We start from the raw sequence: 21,155 nt of genomic DNA on the forward strand, positions 1-21,155 counted from the left end.
ATTCACATTGTCGAGAACTGCGCAGCCGATCAGCTGCGCGGCTTCAGGTTTTCCGGATCGTAGAGCGGCTTGTAGCCGATACCCGCGACCTCGACCGCGTAGGTCTCGGCAAAATACTCGATGTTGAGCTTGCGGCCTTGCTGGGCATAGGCGTGCGGCAGGTAGGCCAATGCGATGTTCTTGCCGATGGTCGGGCCGAAGGCGATGGAGGTCGTGTAGGAACGGCGACCGAGTTCGTCGACCAACACCTCGCCGGTTTCAGGGTCCATCACCGGTAGTGTGCCAACTGGATAACGCTTCACGCCAGTCTTGTCCGTATTGTCCGTCATGACCAGGGTGCAGAGCATGGCCGGCTGGTGGTCGCGCGCCTTGTATTCCAGGTGCTTCGCCTTGCCGCGGAAATCGGCGTCCTTGACCTTTGGACGGGCAAGGTCGGATTCGATCAGGTTGTATTGGGTGAGCAGGTCGGCGTTCTGCAGGCGCAGGCTCTTTTCCATGCGGCGCGAATTGGCATAGGTCTCGACGCCGAAGGCCATGACACCGGTTGCCCGCAGCGCATCCCAGACGGCAAGGCCGTCCTCGTACTTCATGTGCAGTTCCCAGCCCTGTTCGCCGACATAGGAGATGCGGAAGGCGGTGACTGGCTTCCCCGCGATCTCTATCTGCTTGATCGCGGCAAAGGCGAAGTTCTCCTGGTCGAGCCCGGCAGGGTCGGCAACCACCTTCTTCAGCGTCTCGCGGGCGTTCGGCCCCCAGATGCCGACAGTGATGAACTTTTCCGAAGTGTCGGTGATCGTGACGTCGAGGCCTCGGTCTTCGGCGACGCGTTTCATGTAGTGGAAATCGCGCGGGCCGGCGTCGGCGCCGTTCACGAGGCGGCAGCGCTCAGCCATGCGGAAAACGGTGAAGTCGGCGCGCACCATCCCCTCGTCGTCGAGGAAGTGGGTGTAGATGCCCTTGCCGATATTGCCGTCGCCGCCGATCCTGGCGGCGCAGAGCCATTCGAGCAGCTCGACATGGTCAGGGCCTTCGATGTCGACCATGTGGAAGTGGCTGAGGTTGACGATGCCGCAATCCTCGCTCATTGCCAGATGCTCGGCATTGGAGACGCGCCAGAAGTGTCTCGAATCCCATTCGTTCTCGCGCACCGGCACGCGGTTGCCGTATTTTTCCAAGAGGTGCTCGTTGGCCTTGTAGCCATGCGCACGCTCCCAGCCGCCGAGTTCCATGAAGTAGCCGCCGAGTTCAACCTCGCGCTCGTGGAAGGGCGAACGCTTGACGTTGCGGCCGGTGGCATAGGGCTCGCGGGTGTGCACTGCCGGGAAGTAGATCTTCTGCGCCGCCTCGAAGGTGCGGCCTTCGATGAACTTCTCTTCCAGCTGGTGCGGGTAGAAGCGGGCATAGTCGATTGAATTGTGGTCGATCTCGGTGCGGCCGTCGGTCATCCAGTCGGCGATCAGCTTGCCGTAGCCGGGGCCGTCCTTGACCCAGATGGCGACGCAGTACCAGAGCCCGCGCACCTTCTGGCTCTCGCCGCAGGAGGGGCCGCCGGCGGCGGAGACCTGCAGCAGGCCATTGAAGGAGTGGCTTTCGTTGTAGCCGATCTCGCCGAGGATCGGCGTCAGCTCCATGGCGCGCTCCAGCGGCTCCATGATCTGTTCCATGTCGAGGTCGCGCTGCGACGGCGACAGCCGCGCCTCATGCTTTTCCAGAATGTCGCGCGGATGGCAAAGGCGCGGATTGGTGGTCTCGTAGTAGCCCCACTCGATCTGGCCGCCTTCGGTCGTCCTGGGGTCGCCGGTGTCACGCATGTAGGCGGAATTGCCCTGGTCGCGCAGCAGCGGGAAGCCGATTTCCTTGCCGGTGCCCTCGAACTCATTGTACGGGCCGAAGAAGGTGAGCGGATGGTCGACCGGCATCACCGGCAGGTCCTCGCCGACCATTTCGGCGATCAGGCGGCCCCAGATGCCGGCGCAGACGATGACGTGGTCGGCCATGATCGTGCCACGATGGGTGACGACGCCCTTGATCCGCCCCTTCTCGACGATCAGCGAGGTCGCAGGAGTGTTGCCGAAAACCTTGAGCTTGCCGGATTTCTCTGCGGCATCGACCATCTTGCCGGCAACCGTCTGCGAGCGCGGAATGACGAGACCGGCGTCGGGATCGAACATGCCGCCCATCACCTGATCTTGCTCGATCAGCGGGAACATCTTCTTGATCTCGGCAGGCGAGACATAGTGCGCGCGGGTTCCGAACGCCTTGGCGGAGGACAGCTTGCGCTTGATCTCTTCCATCCAGGTATCATCGCCGGTGCGGGCGACTTCAAGACCGCCGATACGGGCGTAATGGCCCATCTTCTCGTAGAAATCGATGGAATACTGGGTCGTCCAGACCGACAGATAGTCGTGGCTGGTGGTGTAGCAGAAGTCCGAGGCGTGCGCCGTAGAGCCGATATCGGTGGGCACGCCCGACTTGTCGATGCCGACGATATCGTCCCAGCCGCGCTCGATCAGGTGATGCGCAATCGAGGCACCCACGATGCCGCCCAGCCCGATGATGACGACCTTCGCCTTGTTCGGAAACTCAGCCATTCCCACGACTCCGAGATGATATTTTTGCCGGCAGACTATAGGGAGGTTCCGGCCGATTGCAGCCTGTTTGCGACATTGCCAAAGAGCCGCGCGACTTCGCCGAAACATCCGCCATCGGGCTGGTCGTATCCATGCCTCGAAGCGCGTTAACCGCTCTTTGTAGTATTTTCTCTAACAAGCACAGAGAAGACAGGAGCCTCTCGTCGGATCGTGACGTATTGGAATGTCGCGCAGCCTGCGGATGCCTGCCCGGGCACGTCCCCGGAGCCGCCGGCATCGCGCCGGCGCGCGCGGGCATCTGTTTCCGCTCAACTTCTTCGCCATCGAGCCGGGCAAGTCGAAGAACTGGTTGCCGCTGGCGTTCGGCATGTCGGCCGCACTGGCGTTCACCCTTTCTGAAGCAATCCAGGGGCCGCGATACTTAACGCTTTCATCGCCTTTTGCCTGTAGCTCAGTAGGCAATCGGCGTCTTTTGGTTGAGCTTGCGACAGCAGATGAACACCACATTTCCAGTGCCCGCAACATCGAAAAACCGATCGCGGGGCTCGCGCCTCGGCAGCCCGCTTGTTCTGCTCGTCCTTGCGCTGGCCGCCGTCTGCGCGCTGCTAGCGCTTCCGATCGTCGTGCCCATCGGCCCGATGTATTGGGACGTGATCATCTACTATGATGCTGCCAATCGCATTTTCGATGGTCAGGTGCCGATCAACGACTTTTTCACGCCCGTCGGCCCGCTCGGCTACTATCTGTTCGCCGGCTGGCTGTGGCTGTTTCCCAACGCGCAACCCGCACTGCTGGCGCATTGGTCGTTGCTGGCGGTCACCGCGCCGTTGATGGCGCTGGTGCTTTGGGAGGTGGACCGGCGCTCGCGGACGGCGGCCTTCGCCTTACTGATACCATTCCTGATCTTCGCGCTATTGCCGTTCAACACCCGTGAGTTCTACCCCTTCCCTGGCTCGGACGCCTTCGGCATCTACAACCGACAGATCTGCCAACTCCTGTACGTACTGGTCTCGGCGCTGATGTTCGTGCGCGGCCAGAGGCTGCTGGTCGTGCTGATCGCGCTCGCCATGACTGCGCTGTTCTTCCTCAAGATCACCGGCTTCGTCGCCGGCGGCCTGATCTGCGTTTACGCGTTCGCTGCCGGCAGGGTGGGGCTGAAATACGCCATCGCTTCGGTGCTGGCCTTCGCTGCAGCGCTTGCCGGGCTTGAACTGACGAATGGCCTCGTCAGCCACTACATGACCGACATCCTGCGCCTTGTTGGCATGAACAGCGGAACGCTTCTGCCGCGTTTCCTGCAAGCGGCGTCGATCAATTTCGGCGCCGTGCTCGCCGCCTCCATGCTCGCCCTCCTGCTGCTGTGGATCGAGCGCGCCGATGTCCTGAAGACCTTCGCGGCCACGCGCCAAAGCTCGACGCTGGGCGCGGTTTCCGGCGTCTTCGACGCCAGCGGCCTGTGGCTTCTGGCCGTTTTGTTCGCCGGCATTCTGTTTGAAACGCAGAACACCGGCAGCCAGGCCTTCATCTTCCTGTGGCCTGTCGTTCTGATGGCGTTGCTGCGAAATGGCAGGCCAAGCACCAGGCCGGCATTGCAACTGGCCATGGTGGCGCTGGCCGCAGCCACCATCGTTCCCCCTGCGCTGAGCGTGACCGAGCGCGCCGCGCGCGCCTATGTTGGCGCCCTGAAGAACGAGCCTTTCGCCAACAGCAATCTCGGCACGCTGGGCGCGGTCAACATGCGCGATGAGGTCGCCGAGCGCGTCGATCACATGACCGAGTTCTATCCCGAGCACCGTTCGCACTACAGCGACCTGACGGAGGTCGGCGAACTGGCGACGCCAATGCTGTATTCGGATTTCGACTTCCAGGTCACCTATCTGCGCAACGTCGACACGGCGATCGATTCGATCCGCAAGCTGGAGGCAGACAAGGGCGTCCGTTTCGAGACGATCATGTCGCTCAATTTCGTCAATCCGTTCCCCTGGCTGATGGATCGATCGGCGCCGCTGCACATCGCCATAGGCGCCGACCCGTCCCGCGCCGTGCCGGATCCGGGCTCGACCGAGGAAGGGGCCGTGTCGGAGACGGACCTTATCTTGCTGCCCACCTGCCCGCCAACGACAGCCAACGCCTCGCTTTATGAAATGTACAAGAGCGCCTTGACCGGGCATCGCCGCATCGAGCTCGATGCCTGCTACGACGCCTTCGTTCACTCCAAATTCTTTGGCGCGCTGGACAAGTAGCAGCGACTGCCGGGCATGAAAAAGCCGGAGCGCATGCCGCGCCCCGGCTTATTGCTGGTGCTTGCTAGAGATCGGGCTACTTCACCTGGCTCTTCACGAAATCCTTGACGATCGAGACGATGCCCCGGCCAAGCAGGTCGTCGAGCGCGGCGACCAGGACATCGACGTCCGCGCGGCTGCAGGTCAGCGGCGGCAGCAGGCGCACGACGTTGCGGTTGTATTCGGTGAAGGCGACCAGCACATCGTAGTCGCGAAGCAGAAGCGCCCCGACGAACCCCGAGAGCGAGCCCTTGAGCTTGTCATCGAGCACGCTGACCACCGGACGCAGCACCATCGGCAGGGTCTGCGAGAAGTCATGGAACTCGAGCCCTACCATCAGGCCCTTGCCGCGGACGTCCTTGATGATCTTCGGATATTTAGCCTTGAGCTCTTCCAGCCGCTCCAGCAGGTAGGCGCCGGTGTTGGCGGAGTTCTCGATCAGGCCCTCGTCGTAGAGCACATTGAGCGTTTCGATGGCCGTGATGCAGCCCTCGCCAATGCCGCCGAACGTCGCCATGGCATGGATCATCGCCGTCTTCGGCGTGCCGTAGGCCTTCATATAGACGTCGCGGCGCGCGATCATCGCAGCCATCGCAGCCTTGCCGCCGCCGAGCGACTTGGCGACCGCGGTGATGTCGGGCACCACGTCGTAATGCTCGAACGCGTAGAAGCGACCCGAACGGCCGACGCCGCACTGCACCTCGTCGGCGACCCAGATCACGCCGTACCTGTCGCACAGGGCGCGCAATTTCTGCCAGTATTCCGCCGGCGCCTGGTTGATGCCGCCGCCGCCCTGGATGGTCTCGAGCACGATGGCGCCGATCGAAGGATCCGAGCGGAACAGGGTCTCGACCGCATCGATGTCGCCGAACGGCACGCGCGCCGTATTGTCGGTCAGCTTGAACTCGCCGCGATAGAGCGCACCGTCGGTGATCGACAGCACGCCCTTGGTTTTGCCGTGGAACGAGTTCTCGGCGTAGACGATCTTCGGACGCGAGGGGCCGGCGGCGCGCTCGGCCAGCTTGACCGCCGCCTCCATCGCCTCGGAACCGGACGAGCCGAAGAACACCATGTCGAGGTCACCGGGCGAGATCTGCGCCAGATTGTAGGCCAGCGCCGAGGCGTATTGCGACATGAAGGCGATGCCGATTTCATGGCGCTTCTCGTCCTGGAAGCGCTTGCGCGCCTCAATGACGCGCGGGTGGTTGTGACCAAGCGCCAGCGACCCGAAGCCGCCGAAGAAGTCGAGGATCTTGCGGCCGTTCTGATCGACGTAGTGCATGCCTTCGGCACGCTCGATCTTGATCTTGTGGAAGCCGAGCAGCTTCATGAAGTGCAGCTGGCCAGGGTTGAGATGCGCCTTGAAGAGGTCCGTCATCTTGACGACGTCGAGGACCTTGGCGTCCTCGACCGACATCAGGTTCGGCTTGGCGATGGCCACCGGGGCCATGCCGGGGGCGTCGACCAGCGCACGCGAATGTGCGGTGTCCGGCTTGGTGATAAGCGTCATGGTACTGTCCCTCATTCTGCCGGCGCGTGCTGTGTGGAGGCCGAAACGCCTTCCTTCTTGGCGCGATATTCCTTGTAGGCGGCGATCAGCATGTCCTCGTCGCGATACTTCGGCACCCAGCCGAGCTGGCGCCCGCCCTTGGAAACGTCGAGCACGCACTCCTCGTCGGCGATCAGATACTGTTCCGGATCCATGATCGGCATGTTCATCATGTCGAGCAGGTCGAGCGTGCGCTTCACAGCCCAGCCCGGCGTAGGCAGCAGGATCGACTTCGACCCCGCATGCTTCACCAGATCGCCGAGAAGCTTGCGCACCGGCGGCGGGTTGAGCGAACCCAGATTGTAGGCTTCGTTCGGCACGCCGGCCTTCCAGCCCAGCCGCGCCGCCTCGGCGCAGTCGAACACCGAGATGAACTGGTAGGGGTTCCGGCCCGACCCGATCATCGGCACCGGCAGGTTCATGTCGATCAGCTTGAACAGCTTCTCCAGGATGCCGAGACGGCCAGGCCCGATGATGAGACGCGGACGAAACAGTGAAATGCTCATTCCGCGTTCACGCCACACGGCGGCAAGTTCCTCGGTCTTCCACTTGGACAATCCGTATTCGCCCAACGGCGCGACCGGATGCTCTTCGGTCATCGGCGTCGTCACCGTATGGCCGTAGATCATGTCGGTGGTGAAATGCACCAGCCTGGACGCGCCGGCGTGGTCCATCGCCTTGATGATGTTTTCGGTGCCGAAGAAATTGACCGGGAAGAAGAAGTCGTGGCGCTTGGCGCGGACCTGGATCGGCGACAGCATCTTGGCCGACAGATTGTAGACCATGTCGTCGGGCTTGAGGCCGAGCGTGGCGACGGCGGCCGGATCGGTCACGTCGCACGCAACGAAGCGCGCATTGCGATAGTGGGCGAGGTCGCTCTTGACGATGTCGGCGACGACGACCTCCTCGCCATCGGCGATCAGCTTGGGCGCAAGATGACGACCGACGAAGCCGTCGCCTCCGAAAATGACGTGTCTCATCGGATAAGCTCACTTGTCTTGGTGGTTTCGGCGGAGGCGGCAACAACAGGCTCGTCATGGCCGCGCCCGCTCTGGGCGATCAGGACCGTGCCGACGCAGATGAAGGCGATGCCAGCGATGCGCCAGGCATTGAGGTCCTCGTGGAAGACGTAATAGGCGAACACAGCAACCGCCACGTAGGCGAGGCTGAGGAAGGGATAGGCAAAGCTCAACTCGACCTTGGACAGCACGTAAAGATGCGACGCCATCGAGATGACGAAGGTCAGAAGCCCTGCGAACACCCACGGGCTGAAAACGATCTGCAGCAACTTGAGCAGCGGATTGGTGCCCTCGAAGGAAATCGAGCCAAGCGACATCATGCCCTGCTTGAGCATCAGCTGCGCCGCAGCATTGGTCATCACCGTGAAAAGGATGAAAGGAAGATATTTCATTTCTTTGTCCGTTCTTGCAGCAGCCTAGTCGAAAGCCACGAATATTCGGTGAAGCTTTCCATACATTTTTGATCGATCAGCGCATTTCTCTAACAATCGCTGAGCCTATTCGGCTGCCTGCGCCGTCGCGCCGCTGCGACCGCCAAGCCGACCGGCAGTTCGGGCCCAGAAATCCGACATGAAGGCGGGGTCGCGCATTGCCTCGAGCCGCTGCCATTCGGGGAACGACGCCGCGAATGTCGCGGCCGACATGCGCGCATCCTTGTAGGGATTGACGCCGCCGCCGGCACCCACCGTGATGCGGTCGAGTTCGTCGAGCAGCGCCAGCGTGCGCGCGCCATGATTGGGGAAGTCCAGCGTCAGCGTGTAACCGGGCCGCGGGAACGACATCAGCGCCGGAGAGCGCTGAGCGCCGAAACGCTTGAGCACCGTCAGGAACGAGCCCTGCCCGGCCCGGCGCGCTGCCGCAAGCAATTCGGGAACGGCCTGGCGGGCCGCTGCTTCCGGCACGACGCTCTGGTGCTGGTAGAGACCGTTCGGGCCATACAGCCGGTTCCAGTTGCCGACACCGTCCAGCGGAAAGAAGAAGCCGCGATAACCGGCGATGCTATCCCCGGCACGGCGTCGCCGCCAGTTGTAGGCGCGGTTGAACAGTTTGAGGAAGGGTCGGTTGAGTACGGTTACCGGCGGCTGGAAAGGCACGGACAGTCTCGCCGGCCGCAGATCGGCCGCGCGCGCGCCGTGCGGCGCGTGGTTGCCGGCCAGCAGCAGGCCGCGTCCGGCATTCCTTCCGCTGGCGAGTTGGTCGATCCAGGCGACGGCATATTCGTTGTCGCGGTCGGTGGCCTCGGCCAGGTCGAAATACTCGGCGAGATTGCGGAAGGGCTGGACAGTCTCCGCGACGTCCAGCGAGGGCACGCGCATCAGCCGCAGCGCAACCGTCAGGATGATGCCGGTCAGGCCCATTCCGCCTAAGGTGGCACTGTACAGACCGGCATTCTCGGTTGGTGAGCAGGCGTAGGTTCGCCCGTCGGAGCGCTGCAATGTGAGGCTCTCGACATGGCAGCCGAAACTGCCGCGACGGTGATGGTTCTTGCCATGCACGTCGTTGGCCACTGCTCCGCCAAGCGTCACGAACTGCGTACCCGGAACGACCGCAGGAAAGTAGCCGTGCGGCGCGGCCAGCCGGATCACCTCGGAGAGCATCAAGCCAGCCTCGGCCTCCAGGCGCCCGGTCTCGACGTCAAAGGCGATCACCCGCTTGCGCGGGCGCATGTCTATGATTGTGCCGGCGCTGTTGTGGCAGCTGTCGCCGTAACTGCGGCCGTTGCCATAGGCAAGCAGCGAGCCGGGGCTTGCTAGGCCGTCCGCCAGGGCCTTGTGGGCTTCATCAAAAGCTGCGACCTGCCGCGCTGGCGGCTGGGTTCGGCCAAAACTCTGATAGTCGGCAGACGGCTTCACCATCCGGCCACCACGAGCAGGATGCCGCCGACAAGCACCACGACCTGGCTGCGCCAGTCGCGGATGATGAAGACGACCGGATCGTCATGCAATTCGTCGCGCCGCGCCAGAATCCAGATGCGCATCGTCAGATAGAGCACGATCGGCGCAAGCGGCCAGACCAGCCACGGATGCGGATAGAGCTCGCGCACCGCGCTGCTGTCGATGTAGAGCGCCAGAACCAGCGCAGATGAAAAAGCCGAAGCCATGCCGGCCTGGGCGACTATTTCCTGGTCCTCGATGCGATAGCCGCGCCCGGCGATGCGCTCGCCAACGCTCAATGTGGACGAACGCAGCTCGACATAGCGCTTCACCAATGCAAGCGACAGAAAAAAGAAGATCGAGAAAGCCAGCAGCCAGAACGAAACATCGACCCCGGTTGCCGCCGCGCCCGCGAGAATGCGCAACGTGTAGAGACCGGCGAGGGTCAGCACGTCGACGAGCAGCATGCGCTTCACCGAAAGCGAATAGGCTGTCGTGGCAACCAGATAGACCAACAGAACGCCAACGAACTCGATGGTCGTGTAGGCTGCGGTCACCAGGCTGACGACCAGCAGGATCGAGACCGATGTGAGACCGAAAGGCACCGAAAGCCGACCGCTAGCGAACGGCCGTTCGCGTTTGGTCGGATGCGCCCGATCGAGCGTCAGGTCGAAGAAGTCGTTGACGATGTAGATCGCCGAGGCTGCGGCGCTGAACGATATGAATGCCAGGATACACGGCACCAGCATCTCAGGATTGAAATACTTGTGCGCCAGGACCAGCGGAACGGCAATCAGCACATTCTTCAGCCACTGATGCATCCGCAGCATCTTGCGGATAGTGCGGAAGTCAGGCTTGGGCGTGTCGATCAGCTCCGAGCCATGGCTCGCCTGCCAGCGCGCCGCCGCGCGGTCGGGCGCAACAACGATCGCAGTCCGCGCCGCATCGAACACCTTCAGGTCGTGCCGGCTGTTGCCGGCATAGTCGAAGCCGCCATCGCCATAGGCATCGACGAGCGCCTTGCGCTTGCGTTCCGAGGTCAGGTTTTCGAGACCGTCCGTGGCAAGCACCGCATCGAAAATCCCGAGATGCCGGGCGATCGCCTCGGCAAACTTGCGCGGCGTACCAGTGGCGAGCACCAGCTTGCGGCCGTTCGCCTGCTCTTCCCGAAGGCGTTTCATCACTTCGGCTCGGTAGGGCAACGTCGCAGGGTCGATGTCGATGGCGGCTGCGATGGCCTGCTTCAGACGGGCTGGTCCCTGCAAAAGCCAGAACGGCACCATCAGCAGGGCAAGCGGGTTCTTCTTGAGAAGCGCGAACAACCCTTCCCAGAGCAGGTCCGTGGCAATCAAGGTACCGTCGAGATCCACCGCAAGTGGAATAGTTCTGTTTTCGGATCTAGCGTCCATCGAACAAATGCCCTGCCCCGCCAGAAGGAACAAACCTTGTGGCCATCAACAGGCTATAGCGGATGGTGATATTCGGGATGGTTAAGGCAGGAACAAATCGCCGAAGCATTTCGGCGTTCATGCTTAAGCACAGGTAAGCAGAATACCAAAAAGGCCGAGCAATTGCCCGGCCTTTCAGTTGGTTTTCAACGGCGGCATGCGGCGCTTACTTGATGCGCGCGACGCCGCCTGAAATCTCGACAGTCTCCGTGCCGGTCAGCGCCTCGCGATCGCCATTGGGCATGGTGACGAAACAACCGTTCGGACAGAACTCGACCGTCTCGCCGGCACTCAGCGCCAGCTCCGACTTCGAGCCACCTTCGGTGACGATCAGTGTCCGCGTCTCGGAATCGAGGTTTACCGCGCTCGCGGCATGCGCCGCGCCTGATAAGGCTAGCAAGAGCGCGCCTGTGGCGACAAGAAACCTGTTCATTTCTTCATCGGTGTTTCCACCGCCTCTGGTTCATCGTTGCAAGGCGTTTCCGCCTGTTGCGTGGACCTTATATGAGTTCGAAGCTGAACGGCAACTGAATGCCTTGTTCATGCCACAATTGCCGCCGGCTGGAGAAATCAGCCTGGATCGGGCTTGCGTCGTCTCGATTTCGCCTTGGCGGCAGCCTCTTCGCTGGCCTTTGCGCGCGCCTCTTCCTGTGCCGCATATTCAGCCTCCGCCTGCTCGTCGTCTGCAGGCCAGGTGACCGTCGGCCTGTCACCAACCACGCGGATGTTGCGCTGGGGGAACGGAATGTCGATGTGTTCCCGTTCAAAGGTTTCGAGGATGGCAAAGCGCAGGTCGTTCTGCACGATGCCGCTATTGTTCACATCGGACAGAAACACCCTGATCTCGAAATTCATCGACGATTCCGCAAACGCCACAAACAGCACGAACGGCTCGGGGTTCTTCAATACCAGCGGATGGCTGCGCGCGATTTCCAGCAGCACCTCATGTACACGCTTGGCGTCCGATCCGTAGGCGACCCCGATCGGTATCTCGATCCGGCCCAGCTTGTTGCGGTGGGTCCAGTTGCCGACCGGATTGTTGATGAGATCGGAGTTCGGCAGGATCACCGACTGGCGCTGGAAAGTCTCGATCTCGGTGGCGCGAACGCTGATCTTCTTGACCGTGCCCGAAACCTGGCCGGCGACGATCCAGTCACCGACCTTGAACGGTCGTTCGGCCAAAAGGATCAGGCCGGAGACGAAGTTCGATACGACGTTCTGCAGACCGAAACCGATACCGAGCGAAAGGGCACCGGCGACGAGCGCGAGATTGGAGAGGTCGAGACCGGCGGCCGATATCGCCATCAGCGCGGCCAGCGCAATGCCGGCATAGCCGACCGTCAGGCGGATCGAGTTGCGAACGCCGGCATCGACCTTGCCGCGCGCCATCACCGTGCCGTCGAGCCAGCCCTGGAACCAGCGGGTGAAGAAGTAGACGACGGCGAACACCAGGATGCCGGACAGGATTCCGGACGGCGAGAAGGTGAAGCTGCCGATCTGGAACCCGCCGGCGACCTTGTAGAGCCACGTCGTCATGTCGCCGGGCCGGAAGCCCCACTGGAACAAAATCAATGGGATGCCGACGACCAGAACCATGAGATTGATGAAGATGCTGGTTACGAGGCCCAGTTGGTCGAGCGTCGTATCGTCGAGGCTGAACTTGCGCTGCAGGCGGCGGCCGACCGTCGTCTTGGCGAAGGCGGCCTCCTCGTTCATCGCTTGAGACGACAGGAAGCCGATATACATCGTGGCGAGGATCGCGCCCGTCACCACGATCTGCTGCGACACGAAGCGCGCCAGGCCGACATAGCCCAACAGCGCCGCGGCAATGGTGACGCCGCCGAGCAGAAAGAGGATGTAGCGCAGCATCCGTGGCCAGGATTTCGGCTGGCCATCGTCGTCGACGAACGGCTTGACCAGCCCGATCAGGATGACAAGCAAGCCGATGATGACGGTGGAGACCAATGCTTCGCCGACGGTCACCGCCAATGGCGAGCCGAGCACCCTGTAGACATTGCTGAGGAAGTAATCGAGTCCGGTGAAGAACGTTGTCGCGACAATCAGCACGACCAGCCATCGCGCGGCTCTGCTTTCCACCGGGATCAGCCGCCATTTCGGCAGCCTGGGCGACAGCACAGCCGTGGCCAGGCGCGAGACAAAGAAGACGATCGCGATCACGTAGAACAGCGAGGCCATCATGTCGCCGATGTCGCCGCGAAGGACCTCGAAATGGTCGAACAGGTAGTAGGTGATGCCGAGGAAGACGACGACGGCCGTCGTCTGCATCAGCGTCAGCCAGAACGCCACCGAGATACGGCTGAGATAGGATGGTTCCTCGACCCTCGGATCGGGGATGAACAGCCGCCCGAACATGCGACGGCCGCCGATGATGATGACGGCTGCGGCCGCAAGGGCAAAGAACGTCACCGCCAGCATCGACTTCAGCTTGAAGCTGACGACGAAGCGCATCCACGAGGAAACGGCGCGATAGAGATCGCCCATTTCGCCCCTGAAGGCCTCCACAACCTCGGACGCCAGCGCGTAGTTGATCTCGTAGCGCTTGGTCAGCACGCTCTGGAACAGGGCGCGGCGCGTCTCGGTGATCTTGTCGACAAGCTTGTTGATGCGGATGGAAAGGTTTTCCGCTACGCCGAGCACCACGTTGATCTCCGCCTTTTCGGCGAGAAGCGTCTTGCGCTCGTTGGTGACCAGGTCGGATTCCGCCGGCTGGCCCTCTGCGGGGGGCTGGCCGAGCTGGCTCAGGCGATCGTTGATTTCCGCCAGGCGCGGTCGAAAGGCCACGCCGCTATGCAGCAGGTCGCGCGAAAGCTGCTCGAGCTGGAGCCGGTCATCGACAAGTGTGGCATCGTCGTCGGAATCCTGGTCGATCTTCTTTTCCAGCCCGTCGACCTTGCGGGTCAGGCTGGCGATGACTTCCTGCTGGCCGGCGATGAGCTCCGACGATGATCTGATGTCGTCTTGCGCATGCGCCTGCGTCAGCAACGCGCCGACGATCAGCATCAATGAAAGCGCCAGGCGCCGGGCTGCAGTCGAAATCATGGGTAACGGTAACTCACGGAAGTATTTGCACGATCGAGCGCCATTGATAGAGACGCCCGTCTGGCGCGGCAAGCCGGCAGACAATGAGATTGAAAAGTCGGCCTAACGAAAGGCGATGGCGAAATATTGGCCTCGGCCTGACGATCCTGCATATAGTGTCCGCGCACAGCCCAGAGGATGACATCAGGCATGGCGGAATATTCGGCGTTTTCGCTGCTCAGGAATGCGCTCGCGGGAAACCGGGACTGGAAGCCGGCCTGGCGCAAGCCCAATCCCAAGCCATCCTACGATGTCATCGTCATCGGCGGTGGCGGGCATGGCCTGTCGACCGCCTATTACCTAGCCAAGGAGCACGGCATCACCAATGTGGCGGTGCTGGAAAAGGGGTATCTCGGCTCCGGAAATGTCGGCCGCAACACCACGGCTGTCCGCTCCAACTACCTGTTGCCGCAGAACACCCGCTTCTACGAACATTCGATGAAGATGTGGGAAAACCTCTCCCACGACCTGAACTACAATGTGATGTTTTCCCAGCGCGGCGTGCTCAATCTTGCCCACACGCCCGGCCAGTTCGACGACTATGCCCGGCGCGGCAACGCCATGCGCCACCTCGGCGTCGACGCCCGCCTGATGACGCCGGCCGAGATTGCCCGCCGGGTGCCTGGCCTGGACATGTCGCGGTCGGCGCGTTTCCCGATCCATGGCGGCCTGATGCAGGAACGCGCCGGCACGGCACGACATGACGCCGTTGCCTGGGGCTACGCGCGCGGCGCCGACCGGCGCGGGGTCGACATCATCGAGAACTGCGAAGTGACCGGTTTCCTGCGTGACGGCGACCGCGTCGTCGGCGTGGCGACGTCACGTGGCGAAATCCGCGCCGGGAAGGTTGCGGTCGCGGTGGCCGGCAGCACCGGGCGCGTGATGCGGATGGCCGGCATCGACCGCATGCCCATCGAAAGCCAGGTCCTGCAGGCCTTCGTGTCGGAATCGCTGAAACCGTTCCTCGACACCGTCGTCACCTTCGGCATGGGCCATTTCTATGTCGGCCAGTCCGACAAGGGCGGCCTGATCTACGGCGGCGACCTCGACGGCTACAACAGCTATGCCCAGCGCGGCAGCCTGCCCATCGTCGAGGAAGTGATGAGCGAGATGCTGGCACTGTTTCCGTCGCTCGCCACGGTGCGCGTCCTGCGTTCGTGGGGCGGCATCTGCGACATGTCGATGGACGGCTCGCCGATCATCACCAAAGGCCCCCTGCCCGGCATGTATCTGAACTGCGGCTGGTGCTACGGCGGCTTCAAGGCAACGCCTGCGTCCGGCTTCTGCTTTGCCCATACGATCGCAAGGGACGCGCCGCATGAGCTCAACGCCGGGTTCACGCTGGACCGTTTCAGCCGGGGCGCGGTCATCGATGACAAGGGCCAGGGCCCGACGCCACGCCTGCATTAGGGGTTCGACAGAATGCTGATCACTTGTCCCCATTGCGGCCCGCGCGACATCTCCGAATTCGCCTATCAGGGCGAAGGCGGCCGCACGCGCCCCGATCCGGCCTCGACCGATCTCGAAGCCTGGAACGCCTATGTCTATCAGCGACTGAACACGGCCGGCGCCCACGACGAGATCTGGCAGCACGCGGGCGGTTGCCGCTCGCACCTGGCCGTCGTACGCGACACGCTTACCCACGAAATCGCAAGCGTGCGCTTCGCCCGCGAGCATGGCGCTCCGGCGCATGGCCGCCGCAAGCCGGGAGCCAGAAAATGAGCTCGCGCCGCACCGCTGCCGGTGGCCGTATCGACCGCCTCCGCACGATCCGCTTCACCTTCGACGGCAGGGCTTATGCCGGCTTTCAGGGCGACACCCTCGCCTCTGCGCTGCTTGCCAACGGGGTCTCGCTGCTTGCCCGTTCGTTCAAGTATCACCGTCCGCGCGGTGTCCTGACATCAGGGATCGACGAACCCAACGCCCTGGTGACCGTCCTGCGCGGCGATATCCGCGAACCGAACATTCCGGCGACCATGGTCGAAATTTACGACGGTCTCGTCGCCGTCAGCCAGAACCGCTTCCCCTCCCTTGCCTATGACGTCAGCGCCATCAACCAGCTCGGCGGCAAGTTCATCTCGGCCGGTTTCTACTACAAGACGTTCATGGGACCGGTGGTCGGGCCGCTGAAAGGCACCCGATTCTGGATGCTTTGCGAAAAGGTCATTCGCCGCGCCGCCGGTCTCGGCCGCGCCGGCCTTGCCCCCGATCCGGCCCGCTACGAACGAATGAATGCGTTCTGCGACGTTTTGGTCGTCGGCTCCGGCCCAGCGGGCCTTGCCGCGGCGCGCGAGGCCGCGGCAAGCGGCGCACGCGTCATCCTGACCGAGCTCGACCCACAGTTTGGCGGATCGGCCAACTGGTCGGGCGAGACCATCGACGGCGAACCATCGAAAGCGTGGGCTTCCGATATCGTCGGCGAGCTTCGCGACCACGACAACGTCCGTCTGCTCAAGCGCACCACCGTCTGGGGCTACTATGACGGCAATACGCTGGCCGCGATCGAGCGTGTCGGCGATCACAAGGACGCACCCGCCAAGGGCGCGCCACGTCACCGGCACTGGACCATCCGTGCGAAGAACGTCGTTCTGGCCACCGGGGCTTTCGAACGCCCGCTGGTGTTCCCCGGCAACGACCGGCCTGGCGTGATGATGGCGAGTGCAGCCCAGCGCTACGCCAACCTGTATGGCGTGCTGCCGGGCGAAAAGATCGCGATATTCACCAACAACGACAGCGCCTACCGCGCAGCCGTAGCCCTCAACAAGGCCGGTGCAACGATCGCCGCCATTGTCGACGTCCGTCCGGAAATCTCAGAAGATTGCCGCGCGCTCGCCCGCCAATGCGGGGCCGAGCTTCTGGTTGGCCACGCGGTTGTCGGCACGGCAGGCGGCAAGAAGCTGACCGGCATCAAGGTAGCGCAATTCGCTATCGCAGCCGGAGCCTTGCCCAGCGGTGGCCACAACATCGAGACCGACTGCCTGCTGATGTCCGGCGGCTGGTCGCCGACCATTCATCTCGCCAGCCAGGCTGGCGCCCGTCCCCTGTGGAACGAGGCGCTGCAGGCCTTCCTGCCGCCCGAAGCAGGCCAGGGCTGGATCGGCGCCGGCGCCTTCAACGGCACCTTTTCGACCGCGGATGCCATCGCCGAAGGCTTTGCCGCGGGCCGTGCCGCGCTGGACCTTCCCCGCGTCGAGCCAGGCACGCCGCACGTCGAGCCGGCACCGCTCGATCCGCGCCCCGCACCCGTGTTCGAGATCAGGGCCAAGGGGAAGGCCTTCGTCGATTTCCAGCACGACGTCACGGCGGACGACGTCCGCCTGGCCCACCTCGAAGGTTTCGTCTCGGTCGAGCACCTCAAGCGCTACACCACGCTAGGCATGGCGACCGACCAGGGCAAGGGCTCGAACGTGCCGGGCCTCGCCATCATGGCCGAAGCGGTCGGCAAGCCGATCCCGGAGGTCGGCACAACCCGCTTCCGGCCACCATACGCGCCCGTTTCGGTCGGCGCGCTGGCCGCCGAGCGCTTCGGCGACCTCAAGCCCGAGCGGCTGACGCCGATGCATGACTGGCATCTGGAAAACGGCGCGACCATGTATTCGGCCGGCCTGTGGTTCCGGCCAATGATCTATGGCGAGGCAGGCGAAACGATCGAGCAGGCCTATGTGCGCGAGGCCAGGACGACGCGCGAAACGGCCGGCATCGTCGACGTCTCGACCCTCGGCAAGATCGCGGTGCAGGGCCCGGATGCCGCCGAATTCCTCGACCGTGTCTATTCCAACGTCTTCTCGACGCTGGCCGTCGGCAAGGCGCGCTATGGCCTGATGCTGCGCGAGGACGGTCTTGTCTTCGACGACGGGACCACCTGGCGGCTCGGCGAGCACGACTTCCTGATGACCACCACGACGGCCAATGCCGGCAAGGTGATGCAGCACCTCGAATATTTCCTCGATGTCGTCTGGCCTGAACTCAAAGTGCACCTGACCTCGGTCACCGACCAGTGGGCCGGTGCGGCGATCGGCGGGCCGAAGGCCCGGGAAATCCTGGCGTCATGCGTCACCGGCACCAGGGTCGACAACGAGGTCCTGCCTTTCATGGGCATCGTCCATGGCGAGATTTCGGGCGCGCCCGTCATGATCTGCCGCCTGTCCTTCTCCGGCGAGATGGCCTTCGAGGTCTATTCAGGCGCTGGCCACGGCACCCATGTCTGGGAAGCACTGGTCGAGGCCGGCAAGCCTTGCGGCATGGTGCCCTATGGGCTCGAGGCCCTGGGCACGATGCGCATCGAAAAGGGCCACGTCACTGGTGCCGAGATCGACGGACGCACCTCGGCGCGCGACCTGCATCTCGGCTGGATGCTGTCCAAGAAGAAACCGTTCATCGGCTCGGCAATGATGGACCGCGAGGGTATTGTCGCCCCCGGCAGGCTCGAACTGGTCGGGCTGATTTCGCTCGACAACCGTCCGCTCGCCGGCGGCAGCCACGTCGTCATGGAAGCCTACCCGGAAAACCCGCATGGCTCGCTCGGCCACATCACCGCCGCCTGCTTCTCGCCGGCGCTGGGCAAATACATCGCGCTGGCGCTGGTGTCGGGCGGCAAGGCGCGCCATGGCTCCCGCGCCCACGTCTCCGACCCGTTGCGCGGCCGGTTCGGCCCGGTCGAGATCGTCAGCCACCATTTCTTCGACCCCGAAGGGAAGCGCATGCATGGTTGAGCAACAATCACCGCTCGAACCGGTATTCCGACCGGGATCGCACGGCAACTTCGCCGACGGCGTCGGCGTGACTCTTTCCGAGATCGCCCCCTGCTCGATCATCCAGCTTGCCGCCTGGCCGGGCGAGGAAAAGAAGCTGATGGTTGTAATCGGCTCCGTCACCGGCCTCAAGCTGGCCGACGGTGCGGGCGCCGGCGCGTCTTCCGACCGCTACTCAGCCTTCGGCTTCGCCCCCGGCAAGTTCCTCGTCATCGACGCCTCGGAAGGACTTGCCACCACCTTGGCCGCCAAGGTCGCGCCTGCAGTCGGAACCGTCACCGACCTGTCGCACGGCCGCATCGCCATCCGCATCGAGGGTGCGAAGGCCGAATGGGTCCTGGGCAAACTTTTCGCCATCGACCTTGCGCTTGCTGCGTTCCCGCTCGGGTCCGGTATCTCGACAACCCATCACGACATCTTCACGCTGATGCAGCGAAGCGGACCGCAGCGCTTCGACCTCTACGTCTTCCGCTCCTTTGCCCGTTCGTTCTGGAAGATGTTGTGCCATGCCGCCGACGAAGTCGGCTACGAGGTCAGGTAGTCACCCAAGGCTATTTGAAGGGAACCGTGATGGAATTCATCAATTCGCCCGAGGCCCAGGCGATCAAGCTGCCGTTCAGCCAGGCCGTCCGCGTCGGCGACGTGCTTTACCTGTCCGGTGCGCTCGGCAACCGGCCGGGAACACTGGAGCTCGTTCCCGGCGGGATCGAAGCCGAGACGCACCAGACGATGGAGAACATCAAGTCGGTTCTCGAGGAGAACGGCCTCGGCATGGCCGACATCTTCAAGTGCACGGTCATGCTGGCCGACATGTCCAGATGGCCCGAGTTCAACAAGGTCTATGTCAGCTACTTCGACCCGGACCGGCTGCCGGCGCGGTCGGCTTTCGGAGCAAGCGGCCTGGCGCTGGGCGCCCAGGTCGAACTCGAGTGCTGTGCCTATGCAGGCAACAGGCCGAAGGCCTGACTACTTCAGGAACTGCACCCATTCTTCCTGCGGCGCGCGGTCGGTGCGGAAGGTGCTTTCGGGCTTGCTGGTGTCCTCATGGCCCAGCGCCATGCCGCAGACCACGACTTCCTCCTCGGGAATGCCGAGCACCGGCCGGATCTGGCGGTGATAGGGCGCAAACGCCGCCTGCGGGCAGGTGTGCAGCCCCCTCGCCCGCGCCGCGATCATGATGTTCTGCAGGAACATGCCATAGTCGATCCACGAGCCCTGGTTGAGCCGGCGGTCAATGGTGAAGATCATGCCCACAGGCGCGTCGAAGAAGACGAAGTTGCGGTCGTGCTGGGCCCGCATCCGGTCGACGTCGCGGCGGCCAATGCCGAGCGTGCTGTAGAGCCCGAAGCCGTTGGCGCGGCGGCGGCCAAGATAGGGCTCGAAGAACTGGTCAGGGTAATATTTGTACTCGTCCCACACGGCCTTTTCGGCACGCACGCCCGAGTTGAGGATCGCTTCGCCGATGCCGCGCAGCGTCTCGCCCGAGGTCACATAGACCTTCCACGGCTGCATGTTGGTGCCCGACGGCGCACGCGCGGCAACGTCGAGGATATCGCTGATGACGCTGTCTTCGACGGGAGTCGGCAGAAAGGCACGTACCGAGCGGCGCGAAATGATCGCCTCGTCGACAATCGTCGTCTCGTCAAGCTCTTGCGGTTTTTGGTCCGGTGCCAGCATCGGCTGTTCCCATAACATCGATCTGTTCGGAACGCCCCACATCGCCCGTCCGAACCGAGCCTTTGCACTCTCACCAAGAGACTCGCAAGAGAAACTTGCTGGACCATGAAAAATGCCTTGAAATATTCACGGCGATACCGTCGAATGAAAATCTGAACCGAATTTTCACGAGGATCGCCGGACGTGAGCCCCATCGACGCGCAGGCACGCAAGGAAGGCGACGTCGCCAGCGACCTGCTCGCCAACGACCTGCGGGCGCTGCGCAAGTCGCGCGGGCTGACGCTGGCCGAGATCGCCCTCAAGCTTGGTCGCTCGGTCGGCTGGGTCAGCCAGGTCGAGCGCGGACTGTCGACGCCGTCGATCGGCGATCTCAGGGCATTTGCCGAACTGTTCGGCGTGCCGATCAGCCTGTTCTTCGCCCACGAAGCCACCAGCGAGGTCGAGCGTGGCGTCGTTGTCCGCGCGGGCCGGCGGCGCACCCTCGGCAGCAACGAATCCGGCCTGGTCGAAGAGCTACTGTCACCCGACCTCGGCGGCAGCTTCGAGATGCTGCGCTCGATCTTCGCGCCCGGCGCCGGCATGGCCAGGCCGGTGACGCGCCCCACCGAAGAGGCTGGCTACGTCGTCTCGGGCGGCTTCGACATCGAGATCGACGGCATCTGGCACAGTCTCAATGAAGGCGACAGTTTCCGCTTCGACCACAAGCCATTCCGGTGGCGAAACCCCGGCGTGGTGCCGGCGGTCGTCATCTGGGTCGTATCGCCACCGGTCTACTGAGAGAAACCATGTATTCGACCCCCGCTCCGTCTCGGCTGCGCCTCGACACCTCTCCCCCGATCGACGGGGGAAAGGAAGAGCGCGTGGA

16 protein-coding genes are annotated in these 21,155 nt (G+C 63.2%); 7 read left to right on the top strand and 9 right to left on the bottom strand.

Features of this window, described 5'->3' with window-relative positions; translation table 11 throughout:
• Positions 1-29: 29 nt before the first annotated feature.
• Positions 30-2,591, bottom strand: coding sequence for a GcvT family protein (locus PCJ21_RS02000; protein ID WP_269929699.1), 2,562 nt, complete (start codon positions 2,589-2,591; stop codon positions 30-32).
• 494 nt (positions 2,592-3,085) lie between these two features.
• Between PCJ21_RS02000 and PCJ21_RS02005 the strand changes: the two genes are divergently transcribed.
• The gene (locus PCJ21_RS02005) at positions 3,086-4,834 is read left to right on the top strand and encodes a hypothetical protein (protein WP_269929700.1); all 1,749 of its coding nucleotides are present in this window, start codon (positions 3,086-3,088) and stop codon (positions 4,832-4,834) included.
• Between the two features lie 76 nt (positions 4,835-4,910).
• On the opposite strand, the gene PCJ21_RS02010 is transcribed toward PCJ21_RS02005, so the two are convergent.
• The 7 genes from PCJ21_RS02010 to PCJ21_RS02040 form a co-directional block, all read right to left on the bottom strand.
• Positions 4,911-6,323 (bottom strand): aspartate aminotransferase family protein, encoded by a 1,413-nt coding sequence (locus tag PCJ21_RS02010; protein ID WP_269929818.1) that lies wholly within the window; start codon positions 6,321-6,323, stop codon positions 4,911-4,913.
• A 71-nt stretch (positions 6,324-6,394) separates the two neighbouring features.
• Positions 6,395-7,402, bottom strand: a complete 1,008-nt coding sequence (locus PCJ21_RS02015; protein WP_269929701.1) for an NAD-dependent epimerase/dehydratase family protein — start codon at positions 7,400-7,402, stop codon at positions 6,395-6,397.
• Entirely contained in the window at positions 7,399-7,833 is a 435-nt protein-coding gene (locus tag PCJ21_RS02020; protein ID WP_269929702.1) for an EamA family transporter, read from the bottom strand. The genes PCJ21_RS02015 and PCJ21_RS02020 overlap by 4 nt, the downstream gene beginning before the upstream one ends.
• Before the next feature lie 105 nt (positions 7,834-7,938).
• On the bottom strand, positions 7,939-9,297 hold the full coding sequence (locus PCJ21_RS02025) for an FAD-binding oxidoreductase (RefSeq protein WP_269929703.1): 1,359 nt from the start codon (positions 9,295-9,297) through the stop codon (positions 7,939-7,941).
• Positions 9,291-10,724: a UbiA family prenyltransferase gene (locus PCJ21_RS02030; RefSeq protein WP_269929704.1), complete on the bottom strand. Its 1,434-nt coding sequence runs from the start codon at positions 10,722-10,724 to the stop codon at positions 9,291-9,293. The genes PCJ21_RS02025 and PCJ21_RS02030 overlap by 7 nt, the downstream gene beginning before the upstream one ends.
• Positions 10,725-10,929: 205 nt before the next feature.
• Complete coding sequence (locus PCJ21_RS02035; RefSeq protein ID WP_269929705.1) at positions 10,930-11,196, bottom strand: hypothetical protein; 267 nt, start codon at positions 11,194-11,196, stop codon at positions 10,930-10,932.
• A gap of 137 nt (positions 11,197-11,333) precedes the next feature.
• Positions 11,334-13,823 carry a mechanosensitive ion channel family protein gene (locus PCJ21_RS02040; protein WP_269929706.1) on the bottom strand — a complete coding sequence of 830 codons (2,490 nt, stop codon included), beginning with the start codon at positions 13,821-13,823 and terminating at the stop codon, positions 11,334-11,336.
• A gap of 189 nt (positions 13,824-14,012) precedes the next feature.
• Here PCJ21_RS02040 and PCJ21_RS02045 point away from each other — a divergent pair, with 189 nt between their 5' ends.
• The 5 genes from PCJ21_RS02045 to PCJ21_RS02065 are packed head-to-tail and all read left to right on the top strand — an operon-like array spanning position 14,013 to position 19,579.
• On the top strand, positions 14,013-15,272 hold the full coding sequence (locus PCJ21_RS02045) for a sarcosine oxidase subunit beta family protein (RefSeq protein ID WP_269929707.1): 1,260 nt from the start codon (positions 14,013-14,015) through the stop codon (positions 15,270-15,272).
• 12 nt (positions 15,273-15,284) lie between these two features.
• Complete coding sequence (locus tag PCJ21_RS02050; protein WP_269929708.1) at positions 15,285-15,584, top strand: sarcosine oxidase subunit delta; 300 nt, start codon at positions 15,285-15,287, stop codon at positions 15,582-15,584.
• The gene (locus PCJ21_RS02055; RefSeq protein WP_269929709.1) at positions 15,581-18,574 is read left to right on the top strand and encodes a sarcosine oxidase subunit alpha family protein; all 2,994 of its coding nucleotides are present in this window, start codon (positions 15,581-15,583) and stop codon (positions 18,572-18,574) included. Before PCJ21_RS02050 ends, PCJ21_RS02055 begins: the two co-directional genes overlap by 4 nt.
• Entirely contained in the window at positions 18,567-19,154 is a 588-nt protein-coding gene (gene soxG / locus PCJ21_RS02060) for a sarcosine oxidase subunit gamma family protein (RefSeq protein ID WP_269929710.1), read from the top strand. The genes PCJ21_RS02055 and soxG overlap by 8 nt, the downstream gene beginning before the upstream one ends.
• 29 nt (positions 19,155-19,183) lie before the next feature.
• Positions 19,184-19,579, top strand: a complete 396-nt coding sequence (locus PCJ21_RS02065) for a RidA family protein (protein WP_269929711.1) — start codon at positions 19,184-19,186, stop codon at positions 19,577-19,579.
• Here PCJ21_RS02065 and PCJ21_RS02070 read toward each other — a convergent pair whose 3' ends face one another.
• Complete coding sequence (locus PCJ21_RS02070; RefSeq protein WP_269929712.1) at positions 19,580-20,290, bottom strand: nitroreductase; 711 nt, start codon at positions 20,288-20,290, stop codon at positions 19,580-19,582.
• Between the two features lie 234 nt (positions 20,291-20,524).
• Here PCJ21_RS02070 and PCJ21_RS02075 point away from each other — a divergent pair, with 234 nt between their 5' ends.
• Complete coding sequence (locus PCJ21_RS02075; RefSeq protein WP_269929819.1) at positions 20,525-21,067, top strand: helix-turn-helix domain-containing protein; 543 nt, start codon at positions 20,525-20,527, stop codon at positions 21,065-21,067.
• Positions 21,068-21,155: the final 88 nt, after the last annotated feature.

The organism is Aminobacter sp. HY435, from assembly GCF_027568395.1.
Classification (GTDB): domain Bacteria; phylum Pseudomonadota; class Alphaproteobacteria; order Rhizobiales; family Rhizobiaceae; genus Aminobacter.